Below are 17,273 nucleotides of genomic sequence, written 5' to 3'. Positions count from 1 at the left end.
AGTTCGTTCGAACCGTGTCAGTTCTTCTCAATCCGGATCACCTGCGGCCGTCCGCTGATGACCTTGTCGCGCTGAACGGCGGCAAGAGCGCGGCGCACCGCGTCCTCATGCGTGGCATAGGTGATCAGGATGACGGGCACGGGGACCGCCTTGCCGTCGCTGGACGCAGCGCCGCCATTGGGATGACGCTGCACGATCGACTCGATCGAAATCTTTTGTTCTGCAAGCCGCGTCGCGATCGCGGCCGCAGTGCCGGGGAAGTCGCGCGCGAGCAGACGGATGTAATAGCCGCCCTCGTGCCGCTCCATCGGCGCCTTCTTGGTGTCGCGAAGCTGCGAGATCGGCCGGCCGAACGGATTGGCACGGATACCGCGCGCAACGTCGGCGATGTCGGCGACGACGGCGGATGCGGTCGCAGCCCCCCCGGCGCCGGGACCGACCAGCGTGATCGGCGGAATGCCCTCGCCGTCGATCGTGACCGCATTGGTGACGCCCATCACCTGTGCGATCGAGGATGATTTCGGCACCATGGTCGGATGCACGCGCTGCTCGATGCCCTTGGTGGTGCGGACCGCAACGCCGAGCAGCTTGACGCGGTAGCCGAGATCGGCGGCCGCGCGAAGATCTTCCGGCGCGATGGATGAGATGCCTTCGACATACACCGCACTTTGAGCAACTTTCGTGCCGAAGGCGAGGCTGGCGAGAATGGCGAGCTTCTGTGCGGTATCGTGGCCGTCGACGTCGAAGGACGGATCGGCCTCGGCATAGCCGAGCCGCTGCGCGTCCTTGAGGCATTCGGCGAAGGACAGCCCCTCCTGTTCCATCCGGGTCAGGATGTAGTTGCAGGTGCCGTTGAGGATGCCGTAGACGCGGTCGATGCCGGTTCCGGCGAGACCTTCACGTAACGTCTTGATGACGGGGATCGCCGCGCCGACCGCTGCCTCGAAATTCAGCGCGCCGCCGTGCTTTTCAGCCGCCTTGGCGAGCTTGATTCCGTGCTTGGCCAGCAGCGCCTTGTTGGCGGTGACCACCGACTTGCCGGCGCTCAGCGCGGCTTCCACAGCCGACAGCGCCGGATCGCCGGCGCCGCCCATCAGCTCGACGAAGCAGTCGACCTCGGGATGGGTGGCCAGCGCCATCGGATCCCTGGCCCATTCGACGCCGCGCAGGTCAACGCCGCGCTTCTTGGCCTTCGAGCGCGCAGTGACGGCGACGACACGGATGCCGCGGCCGCTGCGGCCCGCGAGCACGCGCGCCTGCGTTTCGATCAAACGGACTACTTCGGCGCCCACGGTGCCGAGCCCCGCTATGCCCACTTTCAGGGGTGCAACCATGATGTCTTAGAAAACCTGCCGAAGAGAACTCAACGCCGATTGGCGAGCGGAACGACGTTGTGCAACGTTTCGATGCCGCTTTCAAGGAAGCGGCGCACGCCGCGCGCGGCCTGCCTGATCCGTTGCTCGTTTTCCACCATGGCAATGCGGACATATCCTTCACCATGCTCGCCAAAGCCGACGCCGGGCGAGACCGCAACGCCGGATTTCTCCACCATCAGGGTCGCGAACTGCATGCTGCCGACGCTGCGGAAGGCTTCCGGCAGCGGCACCCAGGCGAACATCGAGGCCTCCGGCGGCGGGATCTCCCAGCCGGCACGGCCGAACGATTCCACCAGCGCGTCGCGGCGCTTCCGGTAGGTGTCGCGCATCTCCCTGATGCAATCGTCCGGACCGTTCAGCGCGGCGGTCGCGGCGACCTGGACCGGCGTGAACGCGCCGTAGTCGAGGTATGATTTGACGCGGGCGAGCGCCGCGATCACGCGCTCATTGCCGACTGCAAAGCCCATGCGCCAGCCGGCCATCGAATACGTCTTCGACATCGAGGTGAACTCGACGGTGACGTCCATCGCGCCGGGCACCTGGAGCACCGAGGGCGGCGGGTTGTTCTCGTCGAAATAGACCTCGGCATAGGCGAGATCGGACAGGATCAGGATCTCGTGCTTCTTCGCGAAGGCGACGAGGTCCTTGTAGAAATCGAGGCTCGCGACATAGGCGGTCGGGTTCGAGGGATAGCAGACGACCAGCGCCAGCGGCTTCGGAATCGAATGCACGATCGCCCGCTCCGCCGCCTCGAAGAATTGCGGCGTCGGCTCGGACGGCACCGAGCGGATCACACCGCCCGCCATCAAGAAGCCGAAGGCATGAATCGGATAGCTCGGGTTCGGACAGAGGATGACGTCGCCGGGCGCGGTGATCGCCTGCGCCACATTGGCAAAGCCTTCCTTCGAACCCAGCGTCGCCACCACCTGGGTTTCGGGATTGAGCTTCACGCCGAAACGGCGGGCGTAGTAGCCGGCCTGGGCCCTGCGCAGTCCGGGAATGCCGCGGGAGGCCGAGTAGCGGTCGGTGCGCGGCTTGCCCAGCGTCTCCTTCAGCTTCTCCAGCACATGCGCCGGCGCCGGCAGATCCGGATTGCCCATGCCGAGGTCAATGATGTCGGCCCCGGCATTCCGCGCGGCTGCCTTGGCCCGGTTGACCTGTTCGAATACGTAAGGCGGCAGGCGGCGGATGCGGTAAAATTCTTCCATGGCTCTCTAGGGCTCCGGGCAACCGGTCAGGACAGAATCGACAGACCACGAGGGCCATTTCAAAAGGCGCTCATGCTCATCGCGAAAATCACTCAAAATCAAATACTTAGAGCAATCATCGACGACGAGGACTGAAGTCGTTCGCCCTGACTCTTGGCTGAACCGGAATCTTTTAGCACGGCAAGGCTGAGGCGCCAGCGATTACCTTGCGCCTCATTTGGCGTCCTTGGCGGCCACCGCCTGGCGATCGCGTGCCGCGGCGAGCTCGGCCTCGATCTTGGCGCGCCGGTCCGGCGGGATGATCGCCTCATCGCGATCCGGCGGCAGGTCATGCACAGGCAGATACGTGCCGGGCTCCCTGACATGCGGCTGTGCATCCCCCGGCGTCAGATCCGCGAGCTGGCTCGAGCATCCGCCGAGGGCGAGCGCCGCGAGCAGCAGCACGCTGCAGATCGGCCGCATCTTTTTCAGGTCCCATAACGCCAACACTTGGGAAATCCCCTACTCGTCCCAAAGCACGGCCCCGGGCAACCTTACCCAAGACCGCGCCCAAGCTCAAACCATTGCTGCCCAAATGGTGCGAGCGAAAACAGCCCCGGCCCAACAAGACGAGCGGTGCGGCTCGATTGTGACGGAACCAAGAAGATTTGTCGCAGTGCAACACATCTTCGAGAGTGTTTAACGTCAAACATGCGAGCTTCGCGGTGACGAATACGGAATGAATCGTTACTGTTCTGCTCATGAGCATGGCCACAACCGACACGCCGAAACCCGGGACGAAGTTCGACGCGGAAGCCTTCGCGATGAATGTCGCGCGGGCGATGGAGAGCGGCGGCAAGGCGCTCGCCGCCTATCTCAAGCCGCGCGAGAGCGGCGAGGTGCAGGATCGCCCGCCGGCCGAGCTTGCCGAGGTCGTCAGGACCTTCACGTCGGTCGCCGAATACTGGCTGTCGGACACCTCCCGCTCCTCCGATCTGCAGACCAAGCTCGCGAAGGACTATCTCGACCTCTGGGGCTCGGCGGTGCGCCGCATGGCCGGTCAGGACGCCCAGCCCGCGATCGCGCCCTCGCCGCGCGACAAGCGCTTTGCCGATCCGGAATGGAAGTCGAACCAGTTCTTCGACTTCGTCATGCAGCTCTATCTGCTCACGACCAAATGGGCGCAGGAGCTGGTGCGCGATGCCGAAGGGCTCGATCCGCAGACCCGCCGCAAGGCGGAGTTCTACATCCAGCAGGTCATCAACGCATTGTCGCCGTCCAACTTCGTGCTGACCAATCCGGAGGTGCTGCGCGAGACGGTGGCGAGCAGCGGCGAGAACCTCGCGCGCGGCTTGAAGATGCTGGCCGAGGACATCGCGGCCGGCAAGGGCATGCTGAAGATCCGCCAGTCCGATCCGGACAATCTCGTCGTCGGCGTCAACATGGCAACGACGCCGGGCAAGGTGATCTACCAGAACGAGATCATGCAGCTGATCCAGTACGCTCCGACCACGGAGAAGGTGCTGCGCACGCCGCTCCTGATCGTGCCGCCCTGGATCAACAAGTTCTACATCCTCGATCTGAAGCCGGAGAAATCCTACATCAAGTGGTGTGTCGATCAGGGCATCACCGTGTTCGTGATCTCATGGGTCAATCCGGACAAGCGGCTCGGCAACAAGAGCTGGGAAGCCTACATGAAGGAGGGCCCGCTCACGGCGATGGACGTGATCGAGAAGGTCACCGGCGAGATGAAGGTGCACACCGCCGGCTATTGCGTCGGCGGTACCATGCTCGCGACCACGCTCGCCTGGCTCGCCGAGAAGCGCCGCCAGCGCGTGTCGTCCGCGACGTTCTTCGCCGCCCAGATCGACTTCACCCATGCCGGCGATCTCCTCGTGTTCGTCGACGAGGAGCAGATCTTGGCGCTCGAGCAGGACATGAAGGCCGCCGGCGTGCTCGAAGGCTCGAAGATGGCGATGGCCTTCAACATGCTGCGCTCCAACGACCTGATCTGGTCTTATGTCGTCAGCAACTATCTGAAGGGCCAGCAGCCGAGCGCGTTCGACCTGTTGCACTGGAACTCGGACGCGACACGGATGACCGCAGCCAACCATTCCTATTACTTGCGCAATTGCTACCTGGAGAACCGGCTCTCCACCGGCACGATGGTGCTCGACAACACCCTGCTCGACCTCTCCAAGGTGAAGGTGCCCGTCTACAATCTCGCCACCCGCGAGGACCACATCGCTCCGGCCGAATCGGTGCTGTACGGCTCGCAGTTCTTCGGCGGTCCGGTGAAGTATGTCCTGTCCGGCTCGGGCCACATCGCCGGCGTGGTCAATCCGCCCGCTTCGAACAAGTACCAGTACTGGACCAACGACAACATCAAGGACGTCAGTATCGCGCAGTGGATGAAGGACGCCGTGGAGCACAAGGGCTCGTGGTGGACGGACTGGCGCCAATGGCTGGGCGAACTCGATCCCGAGGAAGTCCCGGCGCGGGCGGTCGGCAGCGAAGCATTCCCACCGATCGAGGATGCGCCCGGCAGCTATGTCAGGGTTCGCGCATAGCGGAATCTCCCGCGCTTGTATAAGCTCGCTTGCACCACCGCGACGACTGAGGGAACCGGACTATGACGCGCGAATTGTTCTGGCTGACATTGACGGTGATCCTGACCGGGATCCTCTGGATTCCCTACACCATCAATCGCTGCCAGGTTCGCGGGCTCAGCGGTGCCATGGCCAACCCGTCGCGCGGCGACAAGCCGCAGGCGGAATGGGCGAACCGGCTGATGTTCGCGCATGACAACGCGGTCGAGAATCTCGTGATCTTCGCCCCGCTGGTGCTGATCCTGAACGCGATCGACTATTCCACGAAATGGACCGTGCTCGCCTGCGCCGTCTATTTCTGGTCGCGCGTCGCACATCTGATCGTCTATGCACTCGGGATCCCGGTGTTCCGCACGCTCGCCTTCACCGTCGGCTTCCTCGCGCAGGCCGTGCTGGCGCTGGCAATCTTCAATATCTTCTAGAGATCAGGCCGCGACCTTGCGAACGACGAGATGCAGCATGTTGGCCGGCGTCTTGTCGAAACTCTGGATCACGTTGGTTTCGGCTGACAGCGTGATCCACGGACCTGCGCCAGCGTAAGTCGCCTCGAGCCATTCGCGCGGCGGATAGTTGTAGTAGCGATCGAGGCTGTCGCGACCGTCACCCTCGCCCATCTTGTAGCTGGCGTAGAACACGCCCGAAGGCTTGAGCGCACGATGAATGCGCCCGAGGATGCCGGCAAGCTCGTCGCGCGGGACGTGCAGGAGACAGGCACTGGCCCAGACGCCGTCATAGGCCTCCTGCGCGTCCAGCTGGTCGAACCGCATCGTCTCGACGGGATGACCGAGCCGCTGCGAGGCAATCTCGGCCATTTCAGGCGAACCGTCGGTCGCGCGCACCGAAAACCCTTCGGCCAGCATCACCGCCGCATGATTGCCGGCGCCGCAGCCCAGCTCGAGGATCGCGCCGCCGGATGGCAGCAGGGCCAGGAAGTCAAGCAGCCGCGTCGACGGTGCCTTCGCCCAGCCAGCATAGGACGCGGCATGGCCGCGGTAGAATTGCAAGGTCGCTTCGTCCACCGCAGTACCTCGTGTCATGGGAACAGCGCGATCTGCTCCAGCCCCGTCGTCTCGGGCAACCCGAACATCAGGTTCATGTTCTGGATCGCCTGCCCGGCCGACCCCTTCACCAGATTGTCGAGCGTGGAAATCACGATCGCCCGGTTCTTGATCCGGTCGGCGACGACGCCGATCTGCACATAGTTGGAGCCGCGCACATTCTGGGTCTGCGGCAGCACGCCCTTCCTGGCAACATGCACGAAGGGCTCGTTGGCATAAACCTGCTCCAGCACGGCTCGCAGATCGTCCGGTGTCGCGCCGTTGAGCTTGACGTAAGACGTGCAGAGTTCCCCGCGCGCCATCGGAATAAGATGCGGCGTGAAGTTGATCGTCACCGCGGAACCGGTGGCGACGCCGATCTCCTGCTCGATCTCGGGCGCGTGCCGGTGGGTGCCGACCGAATAGGGCGACAGCCCCTCGCCCGCCTCGCTGAACAACGTGTTCTGTTTCAGCCCGCGGCCGGCGCCGGTGACGCCCGATTTCGCGTCAATGACGATGTCGTCGATGTCGATCAGTTTGGCCTTCGCAAGCGGCACCAGCGCGAGCAGCGCCGCCGTGGGATAGCAGCCGGGACAGGCGACCAGCCGCGCCGACGTGATCTTTTCGCGATAAAATTCGGTCAGGCCATAAACCGCTTCGGCCTGCAATTCGAGCGCCCGGTGCTCGTGGCCGTACCATTGCGCATAGGTGTTCTTGTCCCGCAGCCTGAAATCGGCGGACATGTCGAGGACCCTGATTTTGGGATTTGCCTTGAGGACCGCGGCGATGATTTCCTGCGTGGTGCCGTGCGGCAGCCCGCAGAACACCGCATCGAGCTTGCTCCAGTCGACCTTTTCCCATTCCACCAGTTTCGGCAGGTTCAGCATGAAGAAATGCGGAAACACGTCGCCCATCGACTTGCCGGCGTGGGTATTGGCGGTGAGCGTGACGATCTCGGCATCCGGATGCCGCGCCAACAGGCGCACCGCATCGGCCCCGGTGTAACCGGAGGCACCGAGAATGCCGATCTTCTTCGAGCTCATCACGCGTCCCTTCCAGGCGTCATTGGATCGTCTTGCCGGGGTAGAAAGCTGCAGCGTCGCTTCCTTCACCGGGCTGGCCTCGCGAGCAACGCTCGATCAGCTACTTGTCGGCAAGGCCCAGCATCAGCCGCATGTTCTGCACGGCAGCGCCCGATGCGCCCTTGCCGAGATTGTCGAGCCGGGCGACCAGCAGTGCCTGATGGTACTTGTCGCTGGCGAAGACGTAGAGCTCAAGCATGTTGGTCTCGTTGAGCGCCTCCGGTTCGAGCCGGCCGGCCTTGGTCGCCTCGTTCTGGAGCGGCATCACCTTGACGTATTTCGAACCGGCGTAACGCTTTGCCATCGCTGCCTGCAGGTCGGCGCCGCCGGTCTTGCCCGGCAGCATGTCGAGCTGCAGCGGCACCGAGACCAGCATGCCTTGCCGGTAGTTGCCGACCGAGGGAATGAAGATCGGGCGCCGCGTCAGGTTGGAGTAGAGCTGCATCTCCGGCAGATGCTTGTGCTCGAAGCCGAGGCCGTAGAGCTCGAACGACGGCGCGCTGCCGTCTTCGAAGCTCGAGATCATCGACTTGCCGCCGCCGGAATAGCCGCTCACGGCATTGACGGTGACGGGATAATCTGATGGCAGCAGGCCGGCATCGACGATCGGCCGCAACAGTGCGATCGCGCCGGTCGGGTAGCAGCCGGGATTGGAGACCTTCTTCGCCGCCTTGATCCTACCGGCCTGGTCCGGGGTCAGCTCCGGAAAGCCGTAGGCCCAGTCCGGCGCGACCCGGTACGCCGTCGAGGCGTCCAGCACCTTCGGCGCCGACGTGCCCATGCTGTCGACCAGCGCGACGGTCTCCTTCGCGGCATCGTCCGGCAGGCAGAGGATGACGAGGTCCACCTCCTCCATCAGCGCCTTCTTGGCCGCGGGGTCCTTGCGCTTGTCGTCGGCGATGGTCTTCACCACAACATCGCTCTGAAGCTTGAGGCGCTCGTTGATGCCGAGGCCGGTGGTGCCGGAGCCGCCGTCAACGAAGACGGTCGCGGGCTTCCTGGCCGCGCTGGTGGTCGGGGCTTTCGTGGTCTCAGCGAGGCCGGTTTCAGAAAGGCTCATGGCGCGCTCCTTTCGAGCATGTTCGTATCGTCTGCGAAGATCTGCGGCCGGGTGTGCCGCATCAACCGGGAAATCTCTCTAGCGTCGGCGTCACCAGCGCCAAGCGCGTTCGCGATCGCTGCGAAATCGGCGTCCGACTTGTGCTGGTTCAGCTTGAAGCTGCCCTCGACCTCTTCAACCGTCATGACCAGACCCACGATCGCCTTCTTCATCGCCTCGAACCGCCCGGCAGTCATCTTGCCCGACGTCCATGGCTTCTTCGGCAACAGCCAGCTCTCGAACTTTTCGCTGAGCGTGTCGAGCTGCACCGACAGCTCGTCATCCGACAGCAGCCGCACCGGCCCGCTCAGATGCACCGACTGGTAGAGCCAGGTCGGCACCTGATCCGGCGAGACGTACCAGTCCGGCGACACATAGGAATCGGGGCCGTTGACTGCGAGCAGCCAGGACACAGCACCATCCGCCAGCTTTAGCAGCGGATTGTGACGGGCCAGATGAAAGGCGGCCTGCGGCGTGCCGTCAGCGCCGTAAGTCAGATAGAACGGCAATGGCGAGGCGATGGGCTTGTGGCCGTCGAAGGCACACATGGTCCCGAAGCCGCGCTCGTCGGCGAACTTCAGGCTCGCGGCGCGGTCCTGCTTGAAAAAGGGTGGCGTGTACATCGTGGTCTCCTGCTGGGCCTCCTCGGGGGAGCCGCCGGATCAGATCGCGCTGACAGGAGAGAGAATGCCGCGGATCGGATCCAGCGGCAAAGACGATGATCTCAAACGCGATCGACCGCCAAAACCGCAAAAGAGCGGCGGCGGCGACGGGCGAACAGGATGGTCGCGGCGTTGATCATGGCGCGCGGCTATAAGGCCAGATCGGGTTCCGGTCAAGGTGCCGGCGTCAGATGACGCGCCAGATCCATTCCATGAGCTTGGCGAGCACGTCGCCGAACAACAGGAGCACGGCGGACCAGATCAGGGCCGAGACGAAATTGGCGGCCTGGAAGCTCCAATAAGGCATCTCGAAGATGCCGGCTGCCAGCGGCACGGAGGCGCGCAAGGGGCCGAAGAAGCGCCCGATGAAGATGCTGGGTATGCCCCAGCTGCGCACGAAAGCCTCGCCTCTGGGCAGCAGGTCCGGATAGCGCGAGAGCGGCCACATCTGGGCAACCCTCTCCTTGTAGCGGTAGCCGAACCAGTAGGAGACCCAGTCGCCCAGCGCCGCGCCAAGGCCGCCGGCAATCCAGACCGGAAAGAAACTGATGCCGCTGGCCCCGATCAGCGCACCGATGGCCACCAGCGCGCCCCAGGCCGGAACCAGCAACGAGATGAACGCAAGCGACTCCCCGAAGGCGAGCAGAAACACGATCGGTGCCGCCCAGGCCTGGTGAACGCGCACGAAATCGGCCAGGGCGTGCGCAAATTGCTCCATCAAAAATAGCCTTCCCGCCCCGTCTCAAGGTGCTGCTCGATGAAAAGGACTGGTAAGCCAAGGACTTGTGTGACATCAAGTCACAAAACCCGACATGACGCCTAGCAAACCGTCAAATTGCCGGGAACTTGTGGGCCCTGCGGCGTAAAATCGCCGGGATTGGCTCCCAACCCACACCGCCAGCCCCGTCGCGGTAACCTTTCCAAGGCAGAAGTGGCATAGTCGGCCCAACCGATTCGCCGCCCATGCGGCCCCTCAAAACGCATCAAGATATATGTCCAAGCAGTTGAAGCCTAAAGCAAAAGACGACTTTTTCGGCGGCGACGAGCCGAAATCTCGTGCCGCCAAGGCGGCGCCGCGCGGAAGCGGCGGGGAAGCCGACTACACGGCAGCCGACATCGAGGTGCTCGAAGGGCTGGAACCGGTGCGTCGCCGGCCTGGCATGTATATCGGCGGTACCGACGAGAAGGCGCTGCATCATCTGTTCGCAGAAGTCATCGACAACTCGATGGACGAGGCGCTCGCCGGGCACGCGACCTTCATCGAAGTCGATTTGAGCGCTGACGGATTCCTGACCGTGACCGACAACGGCCGCGGCATCCCGATCGATCCTCACCCGAAATTCCCGAAGAAGTCGGCGCTCGAAGTCATCATGTGCACGCTGCATTCGGGCGGAAAGTTCGACAGCAAGGTCTACGAGACCTCGGGCGGCCTGCACGGCGTCGGCATCTCCGTGGTGAACGCCCTCTCCTCGCGTCTCGAGGTCGAGGTCGCGCGCAGCCAGAAACTCTACCGCATGACGTTCGAGCGCGGCCACCCGAAGGGCAAGCTCGAGGACCTCGGCAAGATCAACAACCGCCGCGGCACGCGCGTGCGCTTCAAGCCCGACACCGATATTTTCGGCGCTAAGGCCGCGTTCAAGCCGCAGCGCCTGTTCAAGATGACGCGCTCGAAAGCCTATCTGTTCGGTGGCGTCGAGATCCGCTGGAACTGCGCGCCCGAGCTGCTCAAGGGCATCGAGGACGTGCCGGCCGAAGCGACGTTCCACTTCCCCGGCGGCCTCAAGGATTATCTCGCCGCGGCGATCCACGCCGACACGCTGGTGCATCCCGACATCTTCTCGGGCAAGTCGGGCCGCAACGGCGCGCATGGCGCCTGCGAATGGGCCGTGGCCTGGACCGCCGATGCCGACGGCTTCCTCTCCTCCTACACCAACACCGTGCCGACGCCGGATGGCGGCACGCACGAATCCGGCCTGCGCAGCGCCCTTTTGCGCGGTCTGAAGGATCACGCCGAGCGCGTCGGTCAGGGCAAGCGCGCGGCCTCCGTCACCTCGGAAGACGTGATGGTCGGCGCCGCCGTGATGCTGTCGGTGTTCGTGCGCGAGCCGGAATTCCAGGGGCAGACCAAGGATCGCCTCGCCACTGCAGAGGCGCAGCGCATCGTCGAGCAGGCGATGAAGGATCCGTTCGACCATTGGCTGTCGGGCAATCCGAACATGGCCAACCGGCTGCTCGACTTCGTGATCGACCGCGCCGAAGAACGGCTGCGGCGGCGGCAAGAGAAAGAGACCGCGCGAAAAACCGCAGGCAAGAAGCTGCGCCTGCCCGGCAAGCTCGCCGACTGCACCGACGCCGGCACCGATGGCTCGGAGCTGTTCATCGTCGAGGGTGACTCGGCCGGCGGCAGCGCCAAGCAGGCGCGCGACCGCAAGACCCAGGCCGTGCTGCCCCTGCGCGGCAAGATCCTCAACGTCGCTTCTGCCGGCAAGGACAAGCTGACGGCGAACGCCCAGCTCTCCGATCTGGTGCAGGCGATCGGCTGCGGCCAGCTCGCACATTACCGCGAAGAAGATCTGCGCTACCAGCGCATCATCATCATGACCGATGCCGACGTCGACGGCGCGCACATCGCCTCGCTCCTGATCACTTTCTTCTACCGGCAGATGCGGCCCTTGATTGACCAAGGCCACCTCTTCCTCGCCGTGCCGCCGCTCTACAAGCTCACGCACGGCACCAAATCGGTCTACGCCCGCGACGACAAGCACAAGGACGAGCTGATCAAGTCCGCGTTCAACGCCAACGCCAAGGTCGAGGTGAACCGCTTCAAAGGTCTCGGCGAGATGATGCCGGCGCAGCTCAAGGAGACCACCATGGATCCGAGCAAGCGGACGCTGCTCAAGGTGGTCCTGCTCGCCGACGACCGCGACACCACCGCGGATTCGGTGGAGCGCCTGATGGGCACCAAGGCCGAGGCGCGCTTCGCCTTCATCTCGGACAAGGCCGAATTTGCCAGCGAAGAGCTGCTGGACGTCTGAGGGATTGGTCCGTGCCGGGCGCGCCAGCTCCAAGCTCGGTGGTCCGGTGGTGGCGAAGTACTGAGCCGCCGCTTCTTCGAAAACCAGCCCCGGCCTCGGCCGGGGCTTTTTGCTTTTTGGCTCCGCCTCCAGGTCGGCCACGGCGTGGACGGCTCGATTCGCGCTGGACCGGGCGACCCGGCCATCGACTCAGGAGCTCAAACGCCGAGCCAGGATTGCCTCCATTTCGTACAATGCCGGATTTGCTAACGACAGGTTACCCGAAATCGAAGTCTTGAGACCCCAAATAACATATTGAAAAATATGATATATTATGGATTCGAGCGACGGCGTCCGAAACACCCCAGCACCGGCGTTTTCCCGCGACTGTGCCTGCCCGGCAACAGCATTTCGGCGAGAACCGTCTATAGTCCGGCCATCAGATGACACGAACTTCAGCGCGCTCGCGCCTGCTACGACAGACCAAGGTTGGGGATTTGACATGAAGAAGACTTTGCTCGCTCTGACCGCGGTTGCGGCGATGACCGGTGCGGCCTCGGCGGCTGACCTTGGCGCCCGTCCCTATGCGAAGGCTCCGATGCCGGCGCCCGTCGCGAACTGGACCGGCTTCTACGTGTTCGGCGGTGGCGGTGGCGGCCTCTCGAATGCCGACCAGAGCGTGGTTGACACCGGCACGGGCACCCCGCTGACGATCACCCAACGCCAGGGCGGCTCGGGCTGGTTCGGCACGGTTGGCGCCGGCTACGACTGGCAGTTCAGCGGCACCTGGGTCGCTGGTGTGTTCGCCGACGGTCAGTTCGGCAGCATCCGTGCCACCATCCAGGATCCGACCCTCGGCATCACTGGCAACCAGAAGCTGGAAACCTCCTGGGCCGCGGGTGTTCGCCTCGGTTGGCTGGTCGCCCCGAACGTTCTCTCCTACGTCAACGGCGGTTACTCCGGCGCTCATTTCGGCCAGACCAACTTCACGACGCTGGGCGGCACTCCCGTGGGCGTCCATCTCAGCAGCTACGATCGGCATGGCTGGTTCGTGGGTGGCGGCGTCGAGAACAGCCTGAACATCTTCGGCATCACGTCGCCCGGCTGGTTCATGAAGACCGAGTATCGTTCGGCCTTCTACAATGCCAAGACTCAGGACGAACTGCTCGACGGCAGCAACCTTCCGGTCGGCAACAGCATCCGCGCCAACAGCTGGAACCAGACGATCTCGACCTCGCTGGTCTACCGCTTCAACTGGACCGGTCCGGTCGTCGCGAAGTACTGATCCGATCTCACGATCAAACGTCAAAGCCCCGGCATCGCCGGGACTTTTTCGTTTTGGGCCGAGCGGCCGACCGCTGGTCTGCAATGACTTGTACGGCGAGCCGGGCTCCGCCCGCCGACTATCGGCACTGCCGAGCGCCCAGCCGCGAATTGCCTTTCCAGGGACACGCTTCCTCCTCCGCCGGCAGCTTGCGCCGGTGCCGCCATTGTATCCAGACCGAAGCTACGGTTAGTGTGCGCTCAAGCTTTCGCGGCGCGGCGATCCTGCATCGTCGCGCCGCTGACAGGAGCGGACCGATGGGAGGAATGCATGCGCAGATTTCTGCTGGTCGCAGGCCTGCTTGCGACTGCCGTCGGGCTGCTCTGGATCGGACAGGGCACGGGCGCCGTTCCGTGGCCGCGATCGAGCTTCATGGTCAACCAGCTGCAATGGGCGGGCTATGGCGCAGCCATGGCCGGCTTCGGGCTGGTGCTGATCTGGCAGAGCCATCAATGAGATAAACCAGGGAATGAAAGCATGACATCCAGCCGGTTCGATCTTCGCGGCAAGGTCGCGATCGTCACGGGAGGCAACGGTGGCATCGGCCTCGGCATGGCGCGTGGCCTTGCCGACGCCGGCGCCGATATCGCGGTGGTCGGACGCAACGAGACCAAGTCCGCCGCGGCCGTCGCCGATCTCAGGCAGCGCGGCGTGAAGGCGATCGCCGTCGCCACCGACGTGACCGACAAGGCGGCGGTCGCTGCGATGATCGAGCGCGTCGTCGGGGAGCTCGGCCGCATCGACGTCCTCATCAACAATGCCGGCATGAGCATCCGCAAGCCGCCGCACGAACTCGAGCTCGACGAGTGGAACAAGGTGATCGACACCAACCTCACCAGCGCCTTCGTGTGCTCGAAGCTGGCCTATCCGGCGCTGAAGGCGTCCGGCAACGGCAAGGTGATCAATATCGGTTCGATGATGTCGATCTTCGGCGCGAGCTTCGCGACGGCCTATGCCGCGAGCAAGGGCGGCATCGTGCAGTACACCCGCGCCTGCGCCAACGCCTGGGCGCCCGACAACATCCAGGTCAACGCCATCCTGCCGGGCTGGATCGACACCGACCTCACCCGCGGCGCGCGGCAGCAGGTGTCGGGGCTGCACGAGCGCGTGCTGGCGCGCACGCCTGCGGGGCGTTGGGGCGACATCGACGACTTCGCCGGCATCGCCGTGTTCCTCGCCTCGCCCGCGTCGAACTTCGTCACGGGCACAGCGATCCCCGTCGACGGGGGCTTCTCGGTGATGGCCTGAGGCCAGACTAGCACTCGAGAACTTGCACGCAAAAAAAGAAGCCCCGGACGAAGCCGGGGCTTTTAGATTTTGGCAGTGATCGTCTTTTGTTGGTGCTTGGTGGTTCGTTGACGTGCTCAGTAGCGGCCGATGGTCGGCGCGTCGAACTTGTAGCTCGCACGCACGACGGCCCATTGGATGTCGCGCGGCTTGGCGTCGAAGGTGTAGTTACCCGAGGTGCCGCCGAGCTGATAGGTCTGGCTGCCGAAGGCCGCGTAGTTGTATTCGAGGCCGACGATCCAGTTGCGGGTGACGCCGTATTCCCAGCCGGCGCCGACGGTCCAGCCGTTGGCCCAGTGGGTCTGTTCGCCCGAACCCGTCGCCACACCGGCGGTGTCGCTGACCGAGAGACGGTTGTTCACGCCGGCATAGCCGCCCTTGAAGTAGAACAGGTTGTTCTGCACGGCGAAGCCGGCGCGCCCGACGACGGTCGCGAGCACGTTGGCGCGCCAGGAGAACACGTCATCCCCGGCGCCAAACACGGTGTTGACGACCGTACCCTTGTTGTCGAGGCCGGAGATCGTGCCCTCAATGCCGAACACGTAGTTGTTGGCCTGCCAGTTGTAGCCGATCTGGGCGCCGCCCATGATACCGGAGTTGCGCTGACGGAAGCCGTCGCCCGGCGAAAGATCGCCGAACGCCGCGCCGGTTCCGTTGTTGGTGAACTGCTCGTTGGTCCAGGCGCCACCGATATGGCCGCCGACATAGAAGCCGGTCCAGTTGAACAGCGGCTCGACATAGGCAGGCGCCTTCGTGTAGCGCGCACCGAGATCGGCGGCGGAGGCCGCGCCGGTCGAAACCAGAGCCGTCGTGCAGGCGAAGGCGGCAATCAATTTATTACGCATGGTACACCCCGTGTCCTTTGATGGGCGCACGGTCACACGCAGGTCTTACTCAAATTTGAATCAAGAAAGTTAAGACGCCGGATTGGCGAGCAGCGCGCCTTGAATCCGTTGGCGCTGTTGCTCGCGCGCAACGCTTGGCGCGCAACTTAACGCGGCATTATCCCTAGCGGCTTCTGCGTTACGGTGCCGGCGTGGCCCTCGAATGCACGTGCTCCGGCCGCACGCCAAGCGCAAGCAGGCGCGCCGGAATGCCCTGGAGCCACGGCAGCGCGGTGACGAGGCGCACGACCAGCGGCACTTTGAGCGGCCGATCGCCGCCCTGCAAGGCACCGCTGATGATGTTGTTCTGCACGATCACCTGCATGCGCTGCGTCATCTTCACCGGAAATTCGCGTCGGCGCCTGATAGCATCGAGCTCGTCCTCGGTCGGGCAGCCGCGCTGAAGCTTGTCCGCCAGCAGATTGGCGGTCGCGACAGCGTCCTGCACGGCGAGATTGACGCCGACGCCGCCGACCGGCGACATCGCATGCGCGGCGTCGCCGATGCACAGCAGGCCCGGCTGCGTCCAGTGCTTGAGGCGGTTGATCGCGACCGTAAGCAGCTTGATATCGTCAAAGCTCTTCACATCAGTGATGCCGGATCGAAGGATCGGCGCCATGCGCACGACGTCGTCGAGCAACGCCTGCAATCCCCTCGCCTTCACCGCTTCGTATTGTCCCTTGGCGATGACATAGGCGCATTGCCAATAGTCGCCGCGGTCGAAGGTGATCATCATCTTGCCGGGCTCGACCCGCGCGAACACGTTCTCGGTCTCGTCGGGTCTGCGGCCGGCGCGGAACCAGAGCACGTCCATCGGCGCGCCGATCTCCTCGACCTCGAGGCCGGCGCGCTCGCGCACGGTCGAATGCCGGCCGTCGCAGGCAATGGTGAGATCCGCCTCGATGTCGATGATGCCGTCAGGCGTTTTCGCCCGTACGCCGGCGACGGTCTCGCCGCGGCGGATCAGATCGACCGCCTCCGTGCTCATCATCACCTCGAGCGAGGCAAAGCGCCGGCCGGCCTCGCGCAGGAAGTTCAGGAAGTCCCATTGCGGCATGAAGGCGATGAAGGGGTATTTGGTATGGAGCCGGCTGAGATCGGCGATGCGCACCGGCGTGCCGCCGAACAAGCCGTCCATCTTCTGCAAGCGCTGATGCGGCAGCTTCAGGAAGCCGTCGATCAGGCCGAGCTCGTCCATCACCTGAAGCGTCGAGGGATGCACGGTGTCGCCGCGGAAGTCGCGGAAGAAATCCGCATGCTTCTCCAGCACCACCACGTCGATCCCGGCCCGCCCGAGGAGATAGCCGAGCATCATGCCGGCCGGCCCGCCGCCGACGACGCAGCAGCGGACCTTCATGGTGCGGTTTGGTTGTCGGTCGGATGTCATTGCCGCCGCGATTCAAGTATCGATCAAGATACGCCTGACGATACTAGCGCGATTCAGTGCGAAGGCAGTCCTCAATTTGGAAGACAGTCCGTGACCAAGGAGTTGTTCCTTCCGCGGGAGACCGACGTCCGCTTGCCTCAGGGCTTCGGCGACTTCCGTTCCCATGGGCGCTTGCCGTCGGCGTCGCGATCCCAGGGGCGCGTGATCGGAGCTACCTTCTCATCGTCGGCGACTTTCGCGCGGTCCGCCTGGACGCGCTCACGGTCGGTGAGTGGCGGCGCTGTGGGGGGAGTCGTTTGGGCCAAAACCGGAAGCGTCGTAACGA

At 64.1% G+C, this 17,273-nt stretch carries 16 protein-coding genes; 6 read left to right on the top strand and 10 right to left on the bottom strand.

Annotated features, from left to right (window positions below; all coding sequences use genetic code 11):
- Nucleotides 1-17 precede the first annotated feature (17 nt).
- From FJV43_RS34850 to FJV43_RS34840, 3 genes are all read right to left on the bottom strand, one after another.
- A complete protein-coding gene (locus FJV43_RS34850) occupies nt 18-1,334 on the bottom strand; it encodes a homoserine dehydrogenase (protein ID WP_239623441.1) in 1,317 nt (438 codons plus the stop codon).
- A gap of 29 nt (nt 1,335-1,363) precedes the next feature.
- Nucleotides 1,364-2,584: an LL-diaminopimelate aminotransferase gene (locus tag FJV43_RS34845; RefSeq protein WP_239623440.1), complete on the bottom strand. Its 1,221-nt coding sequence runs from the start codon at nt 2,582-2,584 to the stop codon at nt 1,364-1,366.
- Nucleotides 2,585-2,797: 213 nt separating this feature from the next.
- A complete protein-coding gene (locus FJV43_RS34840; RefSeq protein WP_239623439.1) occupies nt 2,798-3,073 on the bottom strand; it encodes a hypothetical protein in 276 nt (91 codons plus the stop codon).
- A 251-nt stretch (nt 3,074-3,324) separates the two neighbouring features.
- Between FJV43_RS34840 and phaC the strand changes: the two genes are divergently transcribed.
- Both phaC and FJV43_RS34830 read left to right on the top strand, forming a co-directional pair.
- Nucleotides 3,325-5,133 (top strand): class I poly(R)-hydroxyalkanoic acid synthase, encoded by a 1,809-nt coding sequence (gene phaC / locus FJV43_RS34835; RefSeq protein WP_239623438.1) that lies wholly within the window; start codon nt 3,325-3,327, stop codon nt 5,131-5,133.
- 62 nt (nt 5,134-5,195) lie between these two features.
- The gene (locus FJV43_RS34830) at nt 5,196-5,594 is read left to right on the top strand and encodes an MAPEG family protein (RefSeq protein ID WP_239623437.1); all 399 of its coding nucleotides are present in this window, start codon (nt 5,196-5,198) and stop codon (nt 5,592-5,594) included.
- A 3-nt stretch (nt 5,595-5,597) separates the two neighbouring features.
- On the opposite strand, the gene FJV43_RS34825 is transcribed toward FJV43_RS34830, so the two are convergent.
- The 5 genes from FJV43_RS34825 to FJV43_RS34805 all read right to left on the bottom strand — a co-directional run bounded on the left by FJV43_RS34825 (nt 5,598) and on the right by FJV43_RS34805 (nt 9,770).
- Nucleotides 5,598-6,191 carry a class I SAM-dependent methyltransferase gene (locus tag FJV43_RS34825; protein ID WP_028177572.1) on the bottom strand — a complete coding sequence of 198 codons (594 nt, stop codon included), beginning with the start codon at nt 6,189-6,191 and terminating at the stop codon, nt 5,598-5,600.
- A 14-nt stretch (nt 6,192-6,205) separates the two neighbouring features.
- Entirely contained in the window at nt 6,206-7,252 is a 1,047-nt protein-coding gene (gene argC, locus FJV43_RS34820) for an N-acetyl-gamma-glutamyl-phosphate reductase (protein WP_239623436.1), read from the bottom strand.
- 100 nt (nt 7,253-7,352) lie between these two features.
- Nucleotides 7,353-8,351, bottom strand: coding sequence for an N-acetyl-gamma-glutamyl-phosphate reductase (argC, locus tag FJV43_RS34815; protein ID WP_239623435.1), 999 nt, complete (start codon nt 8,349-8,351; stop codon nt 7,353-7,355).
- Entirely contained in the window at nt 8,348-9,013 is a 666-nt protein-coding gene (locus FJV43_RS34810) for an FMN-binding negative transcriptional regulator (protein ID WP_239623434.1), read from the bottom strand. Before FJV43_RS34810 ends, argC (FJV43_RS34815) begins: the two co-directional genes overlap by 4 nt.
- A 226-nt stretch (nt 9,014-9,239) precedes the next feature.
- Nucleotides 9,240-9,770 carry a DedA family protein gene (locus FJV43_RS34805; RefSeq protein WP_239623433.1) on the bottom strand — a complete coding sequence of 177 codons (531 nt, stop codon included), beginning with the start codon at nt 9,768-9,770 and terminating at the stop codon, nt 9,240-9,242.
- A 274-nt stretch (nt 9,771-10,044) separates the two neighbouring features.
- On the opposite strand from FJV43_RS34805, the gene parE reads away from it, so the two are divergent.
- The 4 genes from parE to FJV43_RS34785 all read left to right on the top strand — a co-directional run bounded on the left by parE (nt 10,045) and on the right by FJV43_RS34785 (nt 14,638).
- A complete protein-coding gene (gene parE, locus FJV43_RS34800) occupies nt 10,045-12,087 on the top strand; it encodes a DNA topoisomerase IV subunit B (protein ID WP_239623432.1) in 2,043 nt (680 codons plus the stop codon).
- Between the two features lie 481 nt (nt 12,088-12,568).
- The gene (locus tag FJV43_RS34795) at nt 12,569-13,351 is read left to right on the top strand and encodes a porin family protein (protein ID WP_239623431.1); all 783 of its coding nucleotides are present in this window, start codon (nt 12,569-12,571) and stop codon (nt 13,349-13,351) included.
- A gap of 309 nt (nt 13,352-13,660) precedes the next feature.
- Entirely contained in the window at nt 13,661-13,846 is a 186-nt protein-coding gene (locus FJV43_RS34790) for a hypothetical protein (RefSeq protein ID WP_028177579.1), read from the top strand.
- 21 nt (nt 13,847-13,867) lie between these two features.
- On the top strand, nt 13,868-14,638 hold the full coding sequence (locus tag FJV43_RS34785) for a glucose 1-dehydrogenase (RefSeq protein ID WP_239623430.1): 771 nt from the start codon (nt 13,868-13,870) through the stop codon (nt 14,636-14,638).
- Between the two features lie 116 nt (nt 14,639-14,754).
- On the opposite strand, the gene FJV43_RS34780 is transcribed toward FJV43_RS34785, so the two are convergent.
- Both FJV43_RS34780 and FJV43_RS34775 read right to left on the bottom strand, forming a co-directional pair.
- Nucleotides 14,755-15,522, bottom strand: a complete 768-nt coding sequence (locus tag FJV43_RS34780) for an outer membrane beta-barrel protein (RefSeq protein ID WP_239623429.1) — start codon at nt 15,520-15,522, stop codon at nt 14,755-14,757.
- A gap of 178 nt (nt 15,523-15,700) precedes the next feature.
- Nucleotides 15,701-16,948: an FAD-dependent oxidoreductase gene (locus FJV43_RS34775; protein WP_239623428.1), complete on the bottom strand. Its 1,248-nt coding sequence runs from the start codon at nt 16,946-16,948 to the stop codon at nt 15,701-15,703.
- Nucleotides 16,949-17,273: the final 325 nt, after the last annotated feature.

Source organism: Bradyrhizobium sp. I71 (assembly GCF_022354745.1).
GTDB lineage: Bacteria > Pseudomonadota > Alphaproteobacteria > Rhizobiales > Xanthobacteraceae > Bradyrhizobium > Bradyrhizobium liaoningense.
This window is presented reverse-complemented; position numbering and strand designations above follow the sequence as displayed.

Coding starts and splice junctions, on each gene's coding strand:
- phaC (WP_239623438.1), top strand. CDS start 3,325: ATGAGCATGGCCACAACCGACACGCCGAAACCCGGGACGAAGTTCGAC.
- argC (WP_239623436.1), bottom strand. CDS start 7,252: ATGAGCTCGAAGAAGATCGGCATTCTCGGTGCCTCCGGTTACACCGGG.
- argC (WP_239623435.1), bottom strand. CDS start 8,351: ATGAGCCTTTCTGAAACCGGCCTCGCTGAGACCACGAAAGCCCCGACC.
- FJV43_RS34845 (WP_239623440.1), bottom strand. CDS start 2,584: ATGGAAGAATTTTACCGCATCCGCCGCCTGCCGCCTTACGTATTCGAA.
- FJV43_RS34805 (WP_239623433.1), bottom strand. CDS start 9,770: ATGGAGCAATTTGCGCACGCCCTGGCCGATTTCGTGCGCGTTCACCAG.
- FJV43_RS34790 (WP_028177579.1), top strand. CDS start 13,661: ATGCGCAGATTTCTGCTGGTCGCAGGCCTGCTTGCGACTGCCGTCGGG.
- FJV43_RS34810 (WP_239623434.1), bottom strand. CDS start 9,013: ATGTACACGCCACCCTTTTTCAAGCAGGACCGCGCCGCGAGCCTGAAG.
- parE (WP_239623432.1), top strand. CDS start 10,045: ATGTCCAAGCAGTTGAAGCCTAAAGCAAAAGACGACTTTTTCGGCGGC.
- FJV43_RS34785 (WP_239623430.1), top strand. CDS start 13,868: ATGACATCCAGCCGGTTCGATCTTCGCGGCAAGGTCGCGATCGTCACG.
- FJV43_RS34795 (WP_239623431.1), top strand. CDS start 12,569: ATGAAGAAGACTTTGCTCGCTCTGACCGCGGTTGCGGCGATGACCGGT.
- FJV43_RS34850 (WP_239623441.1), bottom strand. CDS start 1,334: ATGGTTGCACCCCTGAAAGTGGGCATAGCGGGGCTCGGCACCGTGGGC.
- FJV43_RS34780 (WP_239623429.1), bottom strand. CDS start 15,522: ATGCGTAATAAATTGATTGCCGCCTTCGCCTGCACGACGGCTCTGGTT.
- FJV43_RS34775 (WP_239623428.1), bottom strand. CDS start 16,948: ATGACATCCGACCGACAACCAAACCGCACCATGAAGGTCCGCTGCTGC.
- FJV43_RS34830 (WP_239623437.1), top strand. CDS start 5,196: ATGACGCGCGAATTGTTCTGGCTGACATTGACGGTGATCCTGACCGGG.